Here is a 16,217-nt window from a genome sequence, read left to right as displayed (position 1 = left end):
GCGATGCTCCGATCACCGGCGCCCCTTCAGGTGTGCGGCAACCTGCGCCCCTTTAGGGGCGCGGGGAACTGCGCACCCAGCCCCCACACACCCGCACCTGACACAGAACCCCGACCCGTCAGCCCCGCCCCACCACAACCCACTTCGACGGCAACTCGATCCGCGTACCGTCCGCCGAGTACTCCGTAGTCACGAGCGGCAACTCCCCACTGGCCAGCACAGCGAGCCCCGCGGCCCGCAGATACTCAGGAACAGCGGCATCAGCCACCTCCCCCGGCGCGATCCCATGCCGGAACACGGGCGCCAGCTTGGCCGGCGGCCCACCGGGCCCCTGCGCAAGCCCCCGCAGGATCACCCCCGCCGCCTCCGCGAGCTCGACGAGAAAGGCACGCCCCCGGTCACCCACGAGCGTGGCGAGCCCATCCACCACCAGCTGCCGATCATCCGGCTCGCACTGATGCAGGACACCCCGCATATACACGTTCGCGTCGCCGAGCTCCGCGTGCAGCGTCTCGGCCTCGACCTTCTCGGCCGCGTCGAACAGCCGGTAGGAGGCCTGACCGGCCGGGTCGGCGAGCCGGGCGTGATCGAGGGCGGCAGCCGAGAGGTCGGCACCGATGACATGCGGGTAGCGGTCGGCGAGGAACCGCGTCTGGGTCCCGTTGCCGCACCCGAGGTCCACGAGAGGCAGGCCGGGCGCCGCCAGTTGCGGTTCGAACAGCGCGAGGTGGATCCCCGCCGTGACCGCGGGCTCGGCGTCCCAGAAGACGGCCCCCTGCTCGCCGGGGGCCTCACGCCAGAAGCCCTCCCAGGCCTCTCTGTACCGAGTCGTCACACTCATGCCAGCTCCCCAGGACGCAACGGCGGACCGCCGAAAAGTGACGGGCAGTCCGGTTTATCGCGCCCGGCGCGAAGCGACAAGCAGGCGGCGCACACCTTCACCGCTCATTCGGCAGCCGCACGCCGATGTGCGCCCCTCGTGCCCCTCTCTCCCCAAGAATCGGGTGGCGAGGCATGGCAGACAGGAGCTAGCGACGCGGCAGGGTCAACTCGAACCACACCGTCTTGCCGGAGCTCGTCCGGCTGGTCCCCCACTGCCGCGCCAGCGTGCTGACGACACGCATCCCGCGCCCGAACTCGTCGAGCGTGCGCGCGCTGAGCAGCGTCGGCAGGGTGTGGTCGTCGTCGTCCACCTCGCACAGCAGCGTCTCGCCCCGGACGAGCCGCAGCTCGATGGGCCGGCTGTGGGAGTGCCGTACGGCGTTGGTGACGAGCTCGCTGACCATCAACTCGGTCGAATCCACAAGGGAGTCGAGCCCCCACACATGGAGCTGTTCGCGGACCACGGCTCGTGCCCTGCCGACTTCCTTCCGGTCGTGGCCGATCCGCCACCGGGCGACGTCCTCGGGTTCGATGCCGTTGAGCCGGGCCATCAGGAGCGCCACGTCGTCCTTGCGCCCGCCACGGGTGTTGAGGGCGCGGATGATGGTGTCGCAGGCGTCGTCCATGGAGGCGGCCGGGTGCGCGGCGGACTCGCAGAGCGTGGCGAGTCCGACACCGATGTCCTCACCGCGGACCTCGACCAGGCCGTCGGTGCACATCACGAGCCGGTCGCCGGGTGCCACCCGGACCACTACGGACTCGAAGGGCACGCCGCCGACGCCGATGGGCGCGCCCGTGGGCAGGTCGAGCAGATCGCTGTGGCCGTCCTCGGCGCGAACCAACACCGGTGGAATATGGCCCGCGTTGGCTATCTGCAACTCGCTCTTGATCGGGTCGTACACCGCGTACAGGCAGGTCGCGAGGTAGTGCTCGCCGAGGCGCTGTGCCAAGTCGTCGAGGTTGCGCAGGAGTTGGGCGGGCGGCAGGTCGAGGGCCGCCATGGTCTGTACGGCGGTGCGCAACTGACCCATCATCGCGGCCGAGTTGAGCCCGTGACCCATGACGTCACCGACGACGAGCGCGGTCCGTGACCCGGGCAGTTTGACCGAGTCGAACCAGTCGCCGCCGACCCGTCCCAGCAGCGTGCCCGGCAGATAGCGGGTCGCGATGTCGCAGCCCGCCATGCGCGGCTCGATGTGCGGCAGCATGCTGTCCTGGAGGGTCTCGGCGACGCTCTCCTGGTAGGTGTACATCCGGGCGTTGTCGAGTACGAGCCCTGCGCGGGCGGCGAGTTCGGCGCCGGTGACGCGGTCCATGTCGTTGAACTCGACGCGCTCGGGGTGCCGCAGCAGGATCATGAAGCCGAGGACCACGTTGCGGGCCTTGAGGGGCACGACCAGCATGGAACGGCCCGTGATCAGGGGCCGGATGTCGCGCTTCTCGAACTGCGCGGCGATCATGTGCCCCATCTGCTCGCTGATGCGGGGCACGAGGACGGGGTCGCCGGTGGTCATGCACTGGAAGAACGGGGTGTGGGCCGGGAACGGCATGGCCTCGCCGACCGGCACGACGTCGTCCCAGCGGCCCGGCTCGTCCGTGTGCTCCAGGGCGACCCGGTGCCACATGGTGGTCGTGTCGGGCACGCCCTCGGGGAAGCCCTCACCTGCGACGACCTGTTCGCGGAGGTAGGTGCCGGCCACGTCGGTGAAGCGCGGGACGACGGCCCGGCTGACCTCGACGATGGTGCGGGACAGGTCGAGCGAGGTGCCGATCCGTCCGCTGACCTCGTTCAGGAACTCCAGGCGCTCACGGACGGCGGCGTATTCGAGGTCTTCGCCCTCGTCGGGTGCGTCCTGCGGCAGGGGCGCGCCGGATGCGACCGCCGCGGCGGCCCGTTCCTGGCGTGCCTTGCGCTCGGCGCGCCGGGGCACGCCCCAGTCGGGAGTGACGGGCACCCGGTCGTTCTGGCTGAACTCCAGGACGGGATAACCCAGTTCGAGGACCTGGGCGACGATGCGGGCGCTCTCGCCGACGCTCATGCTGGGCAGGATCTCGGGCAGCCTGCGGGCCAGTTCCTCGGCGCCGGGGAAGTCGGTGTGCAGCGCGAACCCGGGTGCGATGCGCTCCATGGTCAGCCCCGCGCCGGTGTCCTCGTGGCGCAGTCCGGCCGCGTCGGCGGCGAGCACCAGCAGCCGCTCCGGGCCCGGCCCGACCAGCGGATACGCCCACCACAGCACATCGATCCGGTCGCGATCACCGTCGGACGCCGACAACCGCGCGCGCCCGGCCGCCGGATAGGACAGCCGTCCGTCGAGGGACGACTCCAGGTCGGGCCCGAGGCCGTCGTAGGGCGAGTACGCCCCGTAGGGAGCGACCTCGTCGTCATCGGGCAGGGCACCGGACACGGGCAGCAGATCGACTGCGGGCCGTCCGACCGCCTCGTCCTTGACGGCCCCGAACAGCCGCCGGGCGCCCCGGCTCCAGTGCGAGACCAGGCCCTCACGGTCGACGACCACCACGGCCAGCGGAATCCGGCCCGCCGCGACCCCGTTCCCGCCCGCACGGCCGTGAGCTGTGCCCCTCTCGGTGCCACGGTCCATGGCCCAGGCCCTCTCTCCCCACGGTCCGCAAGATCTGTACCGTCACAACCACGGTACGTCCGCGCCTGGTTGCCATGTGTGGCATTGACCTAAATAACTCCGGCGCACACCAGCGCCCCGTGAGGGGCGTGTTTCAAGGGGCGCGGGGAACTGCGCGCCCAGCCCCGACGGACCCGCGCCCAACAACGCCCCCTCACCCCGGTATTCAGTCCTCATGCCCCAACTGAAGATCCCGCTCGGTCCTCCCACCCCCGGCCACCTGCAAAACCGTGGCCACCGGCGGGTATCCGGCGGCGATCACCGTGTACTCCCCCGAGGAAAGATCAACGAACCGGAACGTTCCGTCACCCCCGGTGGTCAACGTGTCCACCACGTTCCCCGCGGCGTCCAGCAGCGTCACCCGCGCATCCTCGACGGGCCGCCCCCCACTGGCCCGCACGGTCCCCCGAAGCACCGCCCCACCGGCAAGCTCGACATCCTGCCGGGTCTCCCGGGCGGCCTGCACGCTCACCGGCAGGGCAGCGGGCCGAAAGGCCGGCGCGCTACCCGCCAGCGTGTACTCCCCCGCCACCAACTCCGTGATGACGTACCCCCCTTCACGCCCACTGCGCGTCGTGGCGACGACCTCACCGTGCACATTGGTGAGCGTGACGGTCGCGTCCCGTACGGGCGTCCCGTCCGCCGTCACCACGCTCCCGGCCAGCCGTCCGGCGCCGCCGAGCACGACGTCCAGCTCGACCGGCCGCTCCCCGACGGTGACACTGACGGCCTGCGGCTGATGCCCGCCGGCCGCGGCGATGAGGACGTACGACCCCGACCCGGGCGTCGACAGCGCGTACCGTCCGTCGTCCCCGCTCGCGCCCCGGCCGATCTGCTGTCCCGCGACGTCGATGAGGGTGAGCGCGGCTCGGGGCACGACGGTGCCGTCGGGATGCTGGACGGTGCCGCAGACGGGCACCCCGGCGGCGTACGACGAACGCGCCTGCGGGACCGAGGAGTTGTAGGACGCGGTGGTCTCGGGGGCGGCAGAGGTGTGGTGGGACACCAGCGGTTTCTCCTTGAGGAAGAAGGCGACGAGCAGGCCCAGGACGAGCACCGGCACGAGGTAGAGGAAGATCCGCGGCATGGCGTCGGCGTAGGCCGCGATGTAGCCGTCGCGGAGCTCGGCGGGCAGTGCGTGGACGAGCTGCGGGGTGATGGACTCGGGGTCGGGCAGGCCGGCCCCGGTGGGCAGCCGTTCGGCGAGGGAGTCGGCGAGCCGGTCGGCGAAGAGCGTGCCGAAGATCGCGGCGCCGACGCTGCCGCCGATCTGCCGGAAGTAGTTGTTGGCACTGGTGGCGGTGCCGAGGTCGTGGGGCTCCACGGAGTTCTGCACGGCGAGGATGAGTACGGGCATGACGAGGCCGATCCCGGCGCCGAGTACGGCCATCCAGATGCTGTAGTGCAGCCGGGGCGTGTCGACCTCCAGCCGCGACAGGAGCCACATGCCGAGGACGGAGAGGAAGCCGCCGAGGATCGGGTAGATCTTGTAGTGGCCGCTGCGGCTGATGAGTTGGCCCGAGACGACCGAGGCGCCGACGATGCCGGCCATCATCGGGAGCATGAGCAGGCCGGACTCGGTGGCGGTGGCGCCGTCGACCATCTGCAGATACGTGGGCAGATAGCTGGCCGCTCCGAAGAGGGCGACCCCGACGATCACGCCCACCAGAGCGGTGACGTTGAAGACGCCGTCGCGGAACAGCCGCAGGGGGATGAGGGGTTCGACGGCGAAGTGCTCGACGACGAGGAACAGGGCCGTCGAGGCGACGGCTCCCGCTCCGAGCCCGAGAATGACGCGCGAGCCCCACGCGTACTCCGTTCCGCCCCAACTGGTCAGCAGGACCAGGCAGGTCGAGGCGGCGGCGAGCAGCAGGGCGCCGAGGACGTCGAGGCGGCGCCGGGCGGTCGGCTTGGGCAGTTTGAGCACGACCGCGACGACGACGAGCGTGACCAGGCCGAAGGGCACGTTGATGTAGAAGCACCAGCGCCAGGAGAGGTGGTCGGTGAAGTAGCCGCCGAGCAGCGGGCCGGCGACCGACGCGAGGCCGAAGGCGGCGCCGATCAGGCCCATGAAACGGCCGCGTTCCCGAGGCGGCACGATGTCCGCGATGATCGCCTGCACGCCGATCATGAGTCCGCCGGCGCCGACGCCCTGGAGCGCGCGGAAGGCGATCAACTGGTCCATGGTGCGCGACCATCCGGCCAGCGCGGAGCCGATCACGAAGACGACGATCGCGAACTGGAAGACGCCCTTGCGGCCGTAGAGATCGCCGAACTTGCCGTAGACGGGCAGTCCTACGGTGGCCGTGAGCAGATACGCGGTGATCGCCCAGGACATCTTGTCCAGGCCGTGCAGCTCCCCGACGATCTTCGGGAGAGCAGTGGCGACGATCATCTGCTCCAGCGCGGCGAGCAGCAGCGCCAGCATCAGCGCGAAGAACACCATCCGCACGCGGGCCGGGCTGAGCTCCTCGAACTTCGGTGGTCCCGGCGGCCCTTGGGGTGTGTCAGGGGCCGGGGCCGAAACGCCGCGTTCGCCCGCCGCCAGAGTCGTCCCGCCCACGTGCTGCTCCCCTCGTCGCGCCTGCGCGGCCCATTTCTCGCATTACGCGACAACTGGGAGCAAGCGCGACGAGTCGCCCGTCAGTGGAGCTCAGCGGGCGTAACCGCCGGTGGGAGCCCTACGGCGTACGACGGAGCCATACCGAAAACCACTCGAAACGGTGAGCGTGAGAATCGCCCGGCCGAGCGCCTCCGCGCGCCCGACCGGGACCGTCCGGGGCCGCCCCGGGGCTGTCCGTGAGGGCTACTTCTCCACCTCGGTGGCGAGCTTCGCCAGCACCTCGTCGTAGATCCGCCCGAGACCCTTGGGCGCGAAGGTCTTCTCGAAGAAGCCGCCGATGCCGCCGGCGCCGTTCCACACCGAGGTCACGACGACGCGGGACTTGCCCTCGCCGGCCGGGGTGACCCGCCAGGTCGTCACCATCGAGGAGTTGCGGTCCTTCTCGACGAGTTCGCCGTCGGTGGGCTCGCTCACCTCGAGCAGGCAGTCGCGGACACGCTTGCTCGTGGCCTGGAGCTTCCAGTGGACGAGGCTGCCCTCTCCGTCACCGCCCTCGCGCACCTCGTACTCGCTGAAGTGCTCGCTCAGGACCTTCGGACGCGTGCCGGTGTAGTCGGCCAGCGCGTCGAACACGTCGTCGGGCTGAGCCGCTACGACTCGCTCAGTGGTGGCCTCGACCTGCGCCATTGCGTTCCTCCAGCACTCGGGATCTCGGGGGTCAGCGCTCAGCCAACCATCAGGCGGTCGAGCCGCCCAAATCGGGGTCCCCTCAGGGCCCTGGAGCCTCGGACGACACGCCCGTCGAATATGAGTTCGCACGATCAAGGGAACATGTGTTCTATTCTGTGTCCAGTGCTACCGAGGAGGCGTCATGCGCTGGGAGAACCTCACAATGGAGTCCGGCGGCAACCTGCCGAAGGACGCCGCGCTGTTCGGCGCGGACGCGGTGACCACACGTACGTTCGACACCCCGGAGTTCCGTGGAATCACGTTCCACGAGATCCGGGCCAAGTCGATCGTGAACCGGGTGCCGGGCGCCTCGCGCATGCCCTTCGAGTGGACGGTCAACCCCTATCGGGGGTGCACGCACGCGTGTGTCTACTGTTTCGCCCGCAAGACCCACAGCTATCTGGACCTCGACACGGGCCTCGGCTTCGACAGCCAGATCGTGGTGAAGGTGAACGCCCCCGACCTGCTGCGACGGCATCTCGGCTCGCGGCGCTGGCTCGGCGATCACATAGCGATGGGCACGAACGTGGACTGCTACCAGCGCGCCGAGGGCCGCTACCAGCTGATGCCCGGCATCATCGCGGCCCTGCGCGACCACGCGAACCCCTTCTCCATCCTCACCAAGGGCACGCTGATCCTGCGTGACCTCGACCTCCTGAAGCAGGCCGCCTCGGTGACCGAGGTCGGGATCTCCGTCTCGGTGGGCTTCACCGACCACGAGCTGTGGCGGACCGTGGAGCCGGGCACGCCCGCCCCGGAGCGCCGCCTCGACGCCGTCCGCACGCTGAGCGAGCACGGCATCGACTGCGGGGTCCTGATGGCCCCGGTGATCCCCTTCCTGGGCGACGACCCGTCCCAGCTGCGCGCGACGGTACGGGCGATCGCGGCCTCCGGCGCCACCTCGGTCACCCCGCTCGTGCTGCATCTGCGGCCGGGGGCGCGCGAGTGGTTCATGAGCTGGCTGGCACACCACCACCCGTATCTGGTGCGCCGTTACGAGCGGCTGTACGCGGAGGGTGCCTACGCCCCGAAGTGGTACCAGCGCCGGATCACCCGTCAGGTCCACGAACTGGCCGAGGAGTACGGGATAGGCCCCACGCGCGCGGGGATGCCGCGCAGGATCCCGGCACCCGCCGAACCGGCCCTCCCGGAGCCGACCCAGCTCACCCTTCTCTAACCGGCACCGCCTCTCTCCGACCGGTACCGCCACCCGCTCCGACCAGCGCTTCTCAGCTGCATCCGGGCGCATCGCGCGGCCCGATCGGGTCAAACTCCTGTCGGAACCGGTTCTTCCGGGCGCCCACCCCGGGACGATACGGCGAAGGCCGTGGCGTGCACGGCCCACACCCTCCGTCCTGGGAGGTCCGATGCTGCACCTCCCCGGGGGACGATCCCCGGCCCCCGGCCCGAGCATCAGGCCAGAATCCCTGCCCGGAACATCGATGCGAGGCGATTCATCGTGAACCGACGCGCAGTTGCTCTGTGCGGTGCCGCTGCCGTGGTGGCCGGACTGATCACCGCGATCCCGGCCGGCGCGAGCGCGGACTCCGCGACCGCACCGCGCACCACTCCCTCCGCCGACCAGGCGAAGCTCACCTGGAAGAAGTGCGGCACCACCTCCTACCCGACGCTCCAGTGCGCGTCACTGAAGGTGCCGCTCGACCACACGGACCCGCACGGCGAGCGCATCACGCTCGCGCTGTCACGGGTCCCGCACACCGCGAAGAAGTCCCAGGGACCGCTCCTGGTGAACCCGGGCGGCCCCGGCGGCAGCGGTCTCACGCTCGCCGGGTTCGTCGCGGCCACACTGCCGAAGGCGGTGGCCTCGCAGTACGACGTCATCGGCTTCGACCCGCGCGGCGTGGGCGCCAGCAAGCCCGCCCCGAACTGCAAACCGGGGCACTTCAAGCCCGTACGCCCCGACTCGCTGCCGAGCACCCCCGCCCTGGAGAAGGCCAACCTCGACCGGGTCAAGGCCTTCGCGAAGGCGTGCGGCACCAAGTACGGCAAGCTCCTGCCGTACCTCGACACCGTGAGCGCGGTCCAGGACATGGACGTGATCCGGCACGCACTCGGCGCCAAGAAGATCAACTACTTCGGGTACTCGTACGGCACCTACCTGGGCGCCGTCTACGCGAGGCTCCACCCGGACCGCGTCCGGCGCATGGTGCTCGACTCCATCGTCGACCCGACCGGTGTCTGGTACGAGGACAACCTCGCGCAGGACCACGCCTTCAACGACCGTCACCGGGCCTTCATGGCCTGGGTCGCCAAGCACAACGCGAAGTACAGGCTCGGCACCGATCCGGAGAAGATCGAGACCAAGTGGTACGCGATGAGGGCGGCCCTGGCGAAGAAGCCCGCGGACAAGACGGTGGGCGCCTCCGAACTGGAGGACACGTTCGTCCCCGGCGGCTACTACAACGGCTACTGGCCGTATCTCGCCGAGGCGTTCGCCGCCTTCGTGAACGACAAGGACGACGACCTGCTGGTCGAGGCGTACGAGAACTTCGGTGCCGTCGACCCCGCGGGCGACAACAGCTACAGCGTCTACACCTCGGTGCAGTGCCGTGACGCGTCCTGGCCGCGCGACTGGGAGAAGTGGCGCGAGGACAACTGGGAGGTGTACGAGAAAGCGCCCTTCATGACCTGGAGCAACGCCTGGTACAACGCGCCGTGCGCGTTCTGGCCGACGGACTCCCTGGAGCCCGTGGACGTCTCCAACGAATCGGTGCCGCCGGTGCTGCTGTTCCAGGCGACGAACGACGCGGCCACCCCGTACGAGGGCGGTGTCATGCTCCATCATCTGCTGGACGGCTCCAGCCTGGTGGTCGAGCAGAGCGGCGGCAACCACGGCATCACACTGAGCGGGAACGCCTGCCTGGACAAGCACCTGGCCACGTATCTGGCCGACGGCAGGGTGCCGCGCAGTGGCGGTGAGGTCGACGCGGTGTGCAAGCCGCTGCCCGACCCCAAGCCGCTGAGCAAGAAGGCCTCGGCCTCGCGCGGCACGACGCTGCACGGGCTGCTCGGGTCCCGGGGCTGAGCCCCGGAAGGTGAGCGGCGGCGCCCGTCGGGGGCGTTGTCAGTGGCGTGGTGCAGGATTGATCCATGGCCGAACTGACGCGCATCTCCGCCCCCGACGGGGTCGCCCCCGCCGCCGCGTACACCCACGTCGTCATGGGCACGGGCCGCTTCGTGGCGGTCTCGGGCCAGCTCGCGCTCGACGAGGACGGCAAGCTCGTCGGGCAGGGCGACCCGGCTGCGCAGGCCCGTCAGGTCTTCGAGAACCTGCGGCGCTGTCTGGCCTCGGCCGGGGCCACCTTCGACGACGTGGTCAAACTGACCTTCTTCGTCACGGACATGGCGTACATGCCGGCCGTCCGCGCGGCCCGGGACGAGCACATATCCCCAGGCCGCCTCCCGGCCGCCTCGGCCGTGCAGGTCGCCGCCCTGGTGAGCCCGGACTTCCTGATGGAGATCGAGGCGTTCGCGCTGCTGCCCCAGTGAGCCGAGGGTGTCACTCGCGTGAGTCACGGGTGCCGCCCGAGTGAGTAGCGTGTGCCACCCCGGCGGCGATCCGCGGGCCCGCCGAAATTCACGGGACCCGTCCTCCACGGCCGCCTAGGGTGCCGCCATGGACGAACGCCTCCACGCCCCCTCTCCCTCTCCCACTCCCACCCTTCGCGTTCGGGAGATGGCCCTGGCGGACTGTCCCCGCGTGGCCGAGATCCGGGTGCGCGGCTGGCAGACGGCGTACCGGGGGATGATGCCGCAGGCGTACCTCGACGGGCTCGACCCGGCGGAGGACGTCGTGCGGCTGCGGGCCCGCTTCGAAGGGGCCGGTGAGGGCGTGATGAGCCTGGTCGCGGAGTGGGACGGCGAAGTCGTCGGCTGGGCGTGCCACGGCCCGTACCGGGAGGGCGAAGTCCGCACCGCGGAAGCCGAGTTGTACGCGATCTACGTGGCCCCCGACCGGCTCGCGCGCGGTGTGGGCCGCGCCCTGCTCCAGGAGTCCGTCGCCCGCTGCACGGCCGCAGGACACGGCCGGATGCTGCTGTGGGTGCTCCGGGAGAACACGAACGCGCGCCGCTTCTACGAGAAGGCCGGCTTCGCGGCGGACGGCGCGGAGGAGCCCTTCGAGGTGGACGGTGTCGAGGTGCCGGAGGTGCGTTACGCCCGTGTGCTGGGCGGCTCCTGAGGCAGGCTCACGCAGAACACCGCGCCGCTCGGCCGGCCGGGCTCGTACCAGGCGTCGCCGCCGTTCGCGCGGGCCAGGCTGCGGGCGATCCACAGTCCGAGGCCGGTGCCCTCGGTGGCCGCCGCCGTGGCGGGGTCGCGGCGGTAGCGCTCGAAGAGGTGCGGGACGAAGGACTCGGGCACACCGGGGCCGTGGTCCGCGACGGACAGTTCGATGTGTCCGTCGGTGGCGCGCGCCGTGATCTCCACGGGCTCCCGGCCGTAGGCGAGGGCGTTCTCCAGGTAGTTGGTGAGGATCTCGGCGAAGCCGACCCGGTCGACGCGGGCCACCAGATGCGCCGGGACGGCGAGGCGCAGATCACGGCCGCGGGCCGCGGACTCGGCGAGCCGTTCCAGGAGGAAGCCCAGCACCGCCACCGCCTCCGGCACGCCCTGCTGCCACGCCCCGTCGATGCGGGCGGCGGTGAGCAGCTTGCGGACGAGCGACTGCAGTCGGTCCGTGCGCTCGGCGATCCGCTCGACCAGTGCCGCCCGCCCCTCGTCCGTCAGATCGGGCGGCGGCTCCTTCAGTACGTGCACCAGGGCGCCCAGGGCGGCGAGCGGGTTGTGCAGTTGGTGCGCGGCCACCGCGGCGACCACGCTCTGGTGTTCGAGGGCGGACTGGAGGACGTGGTCCGCCTGCCGTCGGCGGGTTCCGTCGCGCAGGACGGCCACGTACAGCCGGCGGTCGTCGTGTCGGGCCAGGGTGACTCGCATCTCGACGACCTTGCTGCGGCCGTTCGGCAGGGTCAGTGTGACCTCGGTGGCCTCGCCGTGGACCAGCGGGAAGCCGAACACCGAGCCGATCAATTCGTCCGCGGGGCGTTCCAGCAGTGTGGCCGCGGCCGGGTTGCAGGCCCGTACGCGGCCGTCGGCGTCCACCGCGACGATGCCGTCCGGGGCTGCCAGCGCCATGGCCTCGTACAGGTTCCGCGGACCGTCGTCAGTCATTCATTTCGCCCCCGCCGCCCCTACCCATTCCCGTCCCTTTCGGGGGCCAGCCCCCGAACCCCCGCTCCTCAAACGCCGGAGGGGCTGAAGATTTCGCAGCCCGGGCCGACACACTCAGCCCGTCCGGCGTTTGAGGACGAGGCCGTTCAGGCCGATAGCGGGGGTCTGGGGGCGCAGCCCCCAGGGGACGGGAATGGGTAGGGGCGGCGGGGGCGAAGAACCACGCTTCCACCTCAACTCTGGACCGACACAACGCCGTTGGGCCAGACACGGGAAACACATTTCCGAGTACACCCAGGTACTGACAACGCCGTACGGCACTACGCTCGAAAGCGCACCGCCACAACCGGCCCAGGGAGAGCCGGCCATCCGGAGGGGGAGGATCCGGGATGATCCGCGTGCTCGTGGTCGAGGACCAGCGCGCGCTGGCCGACGCCCTGGCCATCGCCATCGCGGCGCAGCCCGACCTGGACTGCGGTGACGCGGTGGGCACGGTCGACGAGGCGTTGCGGGAGGCGGCCCGTCGGCCACCCGCCGTGGTGCTGATGGACATCCATCTGCCGGGCAAGGACGGCATCGAGGGCACCCGGCTGCTGAAGGCCGCGCATCCCTCGACCCGGGTGGTCGTCCTGACCGCGGACGCGACCCCCGACCAGCTGGCCCGGGCGGTGACTGCGGGCGCCTCGGCCTTCCTCGCCAAGCACAGTGCCTTCGGGGACATCCTCACCGCGATCCGGACAACGGCCGACGGCAAGCTCCTGGTGGAGGAGTCGACCCTGGCGGCGCGGCTGCCCGAGCAGCGGTGGGAACGGAGCGGGCTGACCCGCCGGGAGCACGAGGTGCTGGCCCTGCTCGCCCAGGGGCACGGGCTCAAGGTGATCGCGGACCGGCTCGTACTCAGCAGGCACACGGTGCGCGGGCATGTGAAGAGCGTCCTGGTGAAGCTGGGCGCCCACAGTCAGCTGGAGGCCGTGGTCACGGCGACGCGCCTGGGCATCCTGCCGCGCCCGACCGCATGACAAGGTCCACGAGGTCCGACCGTGGAACGGTGAATCAGCCCATCTGAGGGGGCCGTTCGCCCCGCCTGGGGGATGCCCGGTCCCCCACCCACTGCCTATCGTGCGAAAAGTGCGGCCCCGTCGACTGGGGCCGTCGGGGAGCAGGACCCGGGCCAGATGCGCGGAGATGACGGCAGGTCGGATCCCGCGACGTTCGTCCGCCTGCCGGTCGCCCGTCTCCCGCCGGGCGAACCCCCGGCGACCCCGCCTTCTCCAGGGACACTCGGCACCCCTCTGTTCCCAAGCCTCCCGTGAACGCCCATCGACACCTAGTCGCGCGGCGCCCGCTGCGCCGGCAGCCTCTTCAGCGCGCCGGCCGCCGCCTGGGCCAGTGGCGGATGGGCGAGGGCCTCGTTCAGGACGGGGCGGGCCCGTTCGTCGCCCAGGGCGCCGAGCCCGTCCACGCACGCGATGGCGACTCGGCGGTACGGGTCGTGCGGGCGGAACCTGCGGGCCAGGGTCGTGATCAGTGCGGGTACGGACTCGGGAGCGCGCAGCTCGACCAGGAGCCGTACCGGATGGAGCGCGTAGGCGACGCGCAGCTCGTTGGTGGCCAGGGCCGCCGCCGCGCGGGCGGTGCGCGGGTCGCCGAGCCGGGCCAGGGCGTGCGCCGCGGACGCGCAGCGCTGTGGATCGCGGTGGTTGAGCAGCAGGACGAGTGCCTCGAAGGCCCGCCGGTCCCCGGCGAGCCCGAGCCGGAACGCGGCCAACTCCCTTGCCCAGAGCCGCTGTTCGGGCGCGATGAGCACGTCGGCCAGTTCGTCGAGGTCGCCGGTCGAGGCCAGTCGTTCGTACGAGTACGAGGAAGCCGCGCCCGCCTCGTGCCGTAAGCGCTGGGTGAGCGATCGCAACTCTTCGTCCATATCGCCGAAGCCTATCGGCGACGTACGTCACATTCACCGGGGACTGGCGTGCTCGTTACCCACCAGTTAAGCTCAATCGAGCGAGTTACCCACTCGCTGACTTGCTCGTGGTGGCCTGGTGACGCAGCCGCCGCGGGTGCTGGTCGGTTCGGTACTTCATGTACCTCTGTACGACACGGCTCCGGGACAGGGCCGGTCGGGTCTTCCTCACCGTTTGGTGGGTTCGCAGTCTCACCCACTCACGGCGCCGGGCGTGTGCGCTTCGTAGCCCGGCATCACCCGCAACCTCCGCACCGTGTGCGCCCGTCGGCGTATCCGGGTGCGTCCCTCAGTCGTCACTCATCCTGGAGTCCCGCGATGGCCACTCCCCTGTCCGACCCTTCCCTGTCGCTCTCCGCGTCCCCGCTCAAGACCGTCGCCGTCGTCGGCCTCGGCACGATGGGGACCGGTATCGCCGAGATCCTGGCCAAGGCCGGCCGCGAGGTCGTGGGCATCGACATCAGCGAGGCCAGCGCCGCGCAGGCCACCGCCGCCCTGGAGTCCTCGACCGCCCGTGCCGTGCAGCGCGGGCGCCTCACCGAGCAGGAGCGCGACGACGCCCTCGCCCGCTTCGTCACGTCGACGGACCTGCGGGCCGCGGCCGACGCCGACCTGGTGATCGAGGTGGCTCCGGAGTCGTACGACATCAAGCACCAGATCTTCCGGGAGCTGGACGGCATCGTGCGCCCGGAGACGATCCTGGCGACCGGCACCAACGCCCTGTCCGTCACGCGGCTTGCCGCCGACTCGGCCCGCCCCGAGCGGGTCCTCGGCCTGCACTTCTTCAACCCGGCCCCGGCGATGAAGCTGGTCGAGGTGGTCTCGTCCGTGCTGACCGCCCCGACCGCCGTCGCGGCCGTCACGGACCTCGCCCTGGAACTCGGCAAGGAGCCCGTCGCGGTCGGCGACCGCCCCGGCTTCGTCGCCGACGGGCTGCTCTTCGGCTACCTCAACCAGGCCGCCGCGATGTACGAGGCGAAGTACGCGAGCCGCGAGGACATCGACGCCGCCATGAAGCTGGGCTGCGGCCTGCCCATGGGCCCGCTGGCCCTGCTGGACCTGATCGGCGTCGACACCGCGCGTACGGTCCTGGAGGCCATGTACGCCGAGTCGCACGACCGGCTGCACGCGCCCTCGCCCATCCTCAAGCAGCTCAGCGAGGCGGGCCTGACCGGCCGCAAGTCGGGGCGCGGCTTCTACACGTACGACGCCCCGGGCAGCGCGACCGTCGTGCGGGACGCGCTCACTCCCCCGGAGGGCGCTTCCCTGGTGCCCGGCCGTACCGTGCGCTCGGTCGGCGTCGCGGGCTCCGGCACCATGGCGTCCGGTATCGCCGAGGTCTTCGCGAAGGCCGGGTACGAGGTCGTGCTCGCCGCCCGCACCGAGGAGAAGGCGCAGACCGCCAAGGCCCGTATCGGCAAGTCGCTCTCACGCTCCGTCGACAAGGGCCGGATGACCGCCGAAGTCGCCGCCGAGACGCTGGAGCGGATCACCCCGGCGGGCTCGTACGACGCCTTCGCGGACGTCGATCTGGCGCTGGAGGCGGTCGCCGAGGACCTGGAGATCAAGCAGCAGCTGTTCGCGGTGTTCGACAAGGTCTGCAAGCCGGGCGCGATCCTGGCCACCACGACCTCGTCGCTGCCCGTCGTGGCCTGCGCCCGCGCCACCTCGCGGCCCCAGGACGTGGTCGGCATGCACTTCTTCAACCCGGCCCCGGCGATGAAGCTGGTCGAGGTCGTGCGCACGGTCCTGACGGCCGACGACGTGCACGCCACGGTCCGGGAGGTCTGCGCGAAGGTCCGCAAGCACCCGGTGGACTGCGGCGACCGGGCCGGATTCATCGTGAACGCGCTGCTGTTCCCGTACCTGAACAACGCGATCAAGATGGTCCAGGAGCACTACGCGACGCTCGACGACATCGACGCCGCGATGAAGCTCGGCGGCGGCTATCCGATGGGCCCCTTCGAACTCCTCGACGTGGTCGGTCTGGACGTCTCGCTGGCCATCGAGAAGGTCCTGCACCGCGAGTTCCGCGACCCGGGCCTCGCTCCCGCGCCCCTCCTGGAGCACCTGGTGGCCGCGGGCTGCCTCGGCCGCAAGACGGGCCGCGGCTTCCGCGAGTACGCAAGGCGCTGAGCCACGCGTATGCACGGCGCCGAGACACCCGACCTCCGGGCCGGCCTCCGGCCCGGAGACGGCCCCGCGGACTGGGGCGGGCTGCTCGATCCGGCCGCCGCCCCCGTCCCCGTCCCGG

The 16,217-nt window shown here is 70.9% G+C and carries 12 protein-coding genes; 6 read left to right on the top strand and 6 right to left on the bottom strand.

Going from position 1 to position 16,217, the window contains the following annotated elements:
• Positions 1-118 precede the first annotated feature (118 nt).
• The 4 genes from ACN20J_RS39720 to ACN20J_RS39705 all read right to left on the bottom strand — a co-directional run bounded on the left by ACN20J_RS39720 (position 119) and on the right by ACN20J_RS39705 (position 6,771).
• Complete coding sequence (locus ACN20J_RS39720; protein WP_189840902.1) at positions 119-841, bottom strand: class I SAM-dependent methyltransferase; 723 nt, start codon at positions 839-841, stop codon at positions 119-121.
• A 187-nt stretch (positions 842-1,028) separates the two neighbouring features.
• Positions 1,029-3,482, bottom strand: coding sequence for a SpoIIE family protein phosphatase (locus ACN20J_RS39715; protein ID WP_189840901.1), 2,454 nt, complete (start codon positions 3,480-3,482; stop codon positions 1,029-1,031).
• A 205-nt stretch (positions 3,483-3,687) separates the two neighbouring features.
• A complete protein-coding gene (locus ACN20J_RS39710; protein WP_189840900.1) occupies positions 3,688-6,084 on the bottom strand; it encodes an MFS transporter in 2,397 nt (798 codons plus the stop codon).
• 243 nt (positions 6,085-6,327) lie between these two features.
• Positions 6,328-6,771: an SRPBCC family protein gene (locus tag ACN20J_RS39705; protein ID WP_189840899.1), complete on the bottom strand. Its 444-nt coding sequence runs from the start codon at positions 6,769-6,771 to the stop codon at positions 6,328-6,330.
• A gap of 184 nt (positions 6,772-6,955) precedes the next feature.
• On the opposite strand from ACN20J_RS39705, the gene ACN20J_RS39700 reads away from it, so the two are divergent.
• The 4 genes from ACN20J_RS39700 (at position 6,956) to ACN20J_RS39685 (ending at position 11,014) form a co-directional block, all read left to right on the top strand.
• Entirely contained in the window at positions 6,956-7,990 is a 1,035-nt protein-coding gene (locus ACN20J_RS39700) for an Rv2578c family radical SAM protein (RefSeq protein ID WP_189840898.1), read from the top strand.
• Positions 7,991-8,272: 282 nt separating this feature from the next.
• Entirely contained in the window at positions 8,273-9,859 is a 1,587-nt protein-coding gene (locus ACN20J_RS39695) for an alpha/beta hydrolase (protein ID WP_419667787.1), read from the top strand.
• A gap of 65 nt (positions 9,860-9,924) precedes the next feature.
• Entirely contained in the window at positions 9,925-10,323 is a 399-nt protein-coding gene (locus ACN20J_RS39690) for a RidA family protein (RefSeq protein WP_189840896.1), read from the top strand.
• Between the two features lie 127 nt (positions 10,324-10,450).
• Positions 10,451-11,014: an N-acetyltransferase family protein gene (locus ACN20J_RS39685; RefSeq protein WP_419667786.1), complete on the top strand. Its 564-nt coding sequence runs from the start codon at positions 10,451-10,453 to the stop codon at positions 11,012-11,014.
• Here the strand turns inward: ACN20J_RS39685 and ACN20J_RS39680 are convergent.
• Positions 10,987-12,003 carry an ATP-binding protein gene (locus ACN20J_RS39680; protein WP_189840895.1) on the bottom strand — a complete coding sequence of 339 codons (1,017 nt, stop codon included), beginning with the start codon at positions 12,001-12,003 and terminating at the stop codon, positions 10,987-10,989. The genes ACN20J_RS39685 and ACN20J_RS39680 overlap by 28 nt on opposite strands.
• A gap of 389 nt (positions 12,004-12,392) precedes the next feature.
• On the opposite strand from ACN20J_RS39680, the gene ACN20J_RS39675 reads away from it, so the two are divergent.
• Complete coding sequence (locus ACN20J_RS39675; protein ID WP_189840894.1) at positions 12,393-13,022, top strand: response regulator; 630 nt, start codon at positions 12,393-12,395, stop codon at positions 13,020-13,022.
• A 308-nt stretch (positions 13,023-13,330) separates the two neighbouring features.
• Here the strand turns inward: ACN20J_RS39675 and ACN20J_RS39670 are convergent, their stop codons facing one another.
• Positions 13,331-13,924 (bottom strand): adenylosuccinate lyase, encoded by a 594-nt coding sequence (locus tag ACN20J_RS39670; RefSeq protein ID WP_189840893.1) that lies wholly within the window; start codon positions 13,922-13,924, stop codon positions 13,331-13,333.
• A 357-nt stretch (positions 13,925-14,281) separates the two neighbouring features.
• On the opposite strand from ACN20J_RS39670, the gene ACN20J_RS39665 reads away from it, so the two are divergent.
• On the top strand, positions 14,282-16,099 hold the full coding sequence (locus ACN20J_RS39665; RefSeq protein ID WP_189840892.1) for a 3-hydroxyacyl-CoA dehydrogenase family protein: 1,818 nt from the start codon (positions 14,282-14,284) through the stop codon (positions 16,097-16,099).
• Positions 16,100-16,217 lie beyond the last annotated feature (118 nt).

The sequence above is a fragment of the Streptomyces sp. 2-1 genome (genome assembly GCF_048564895.1).
Classification (GTDB): Bacteria; Actinomycetota; Actinomycetes; order Streptomycetales; family Streptomycetaceae; genus Streptomyces; species Streptomyces phaeochromogenes.
The sequence above is the reverse complement of the archived record's forward strand: the minus strand, read 5'-3'. Positions and strand labels throughout refer to the sequence as shown.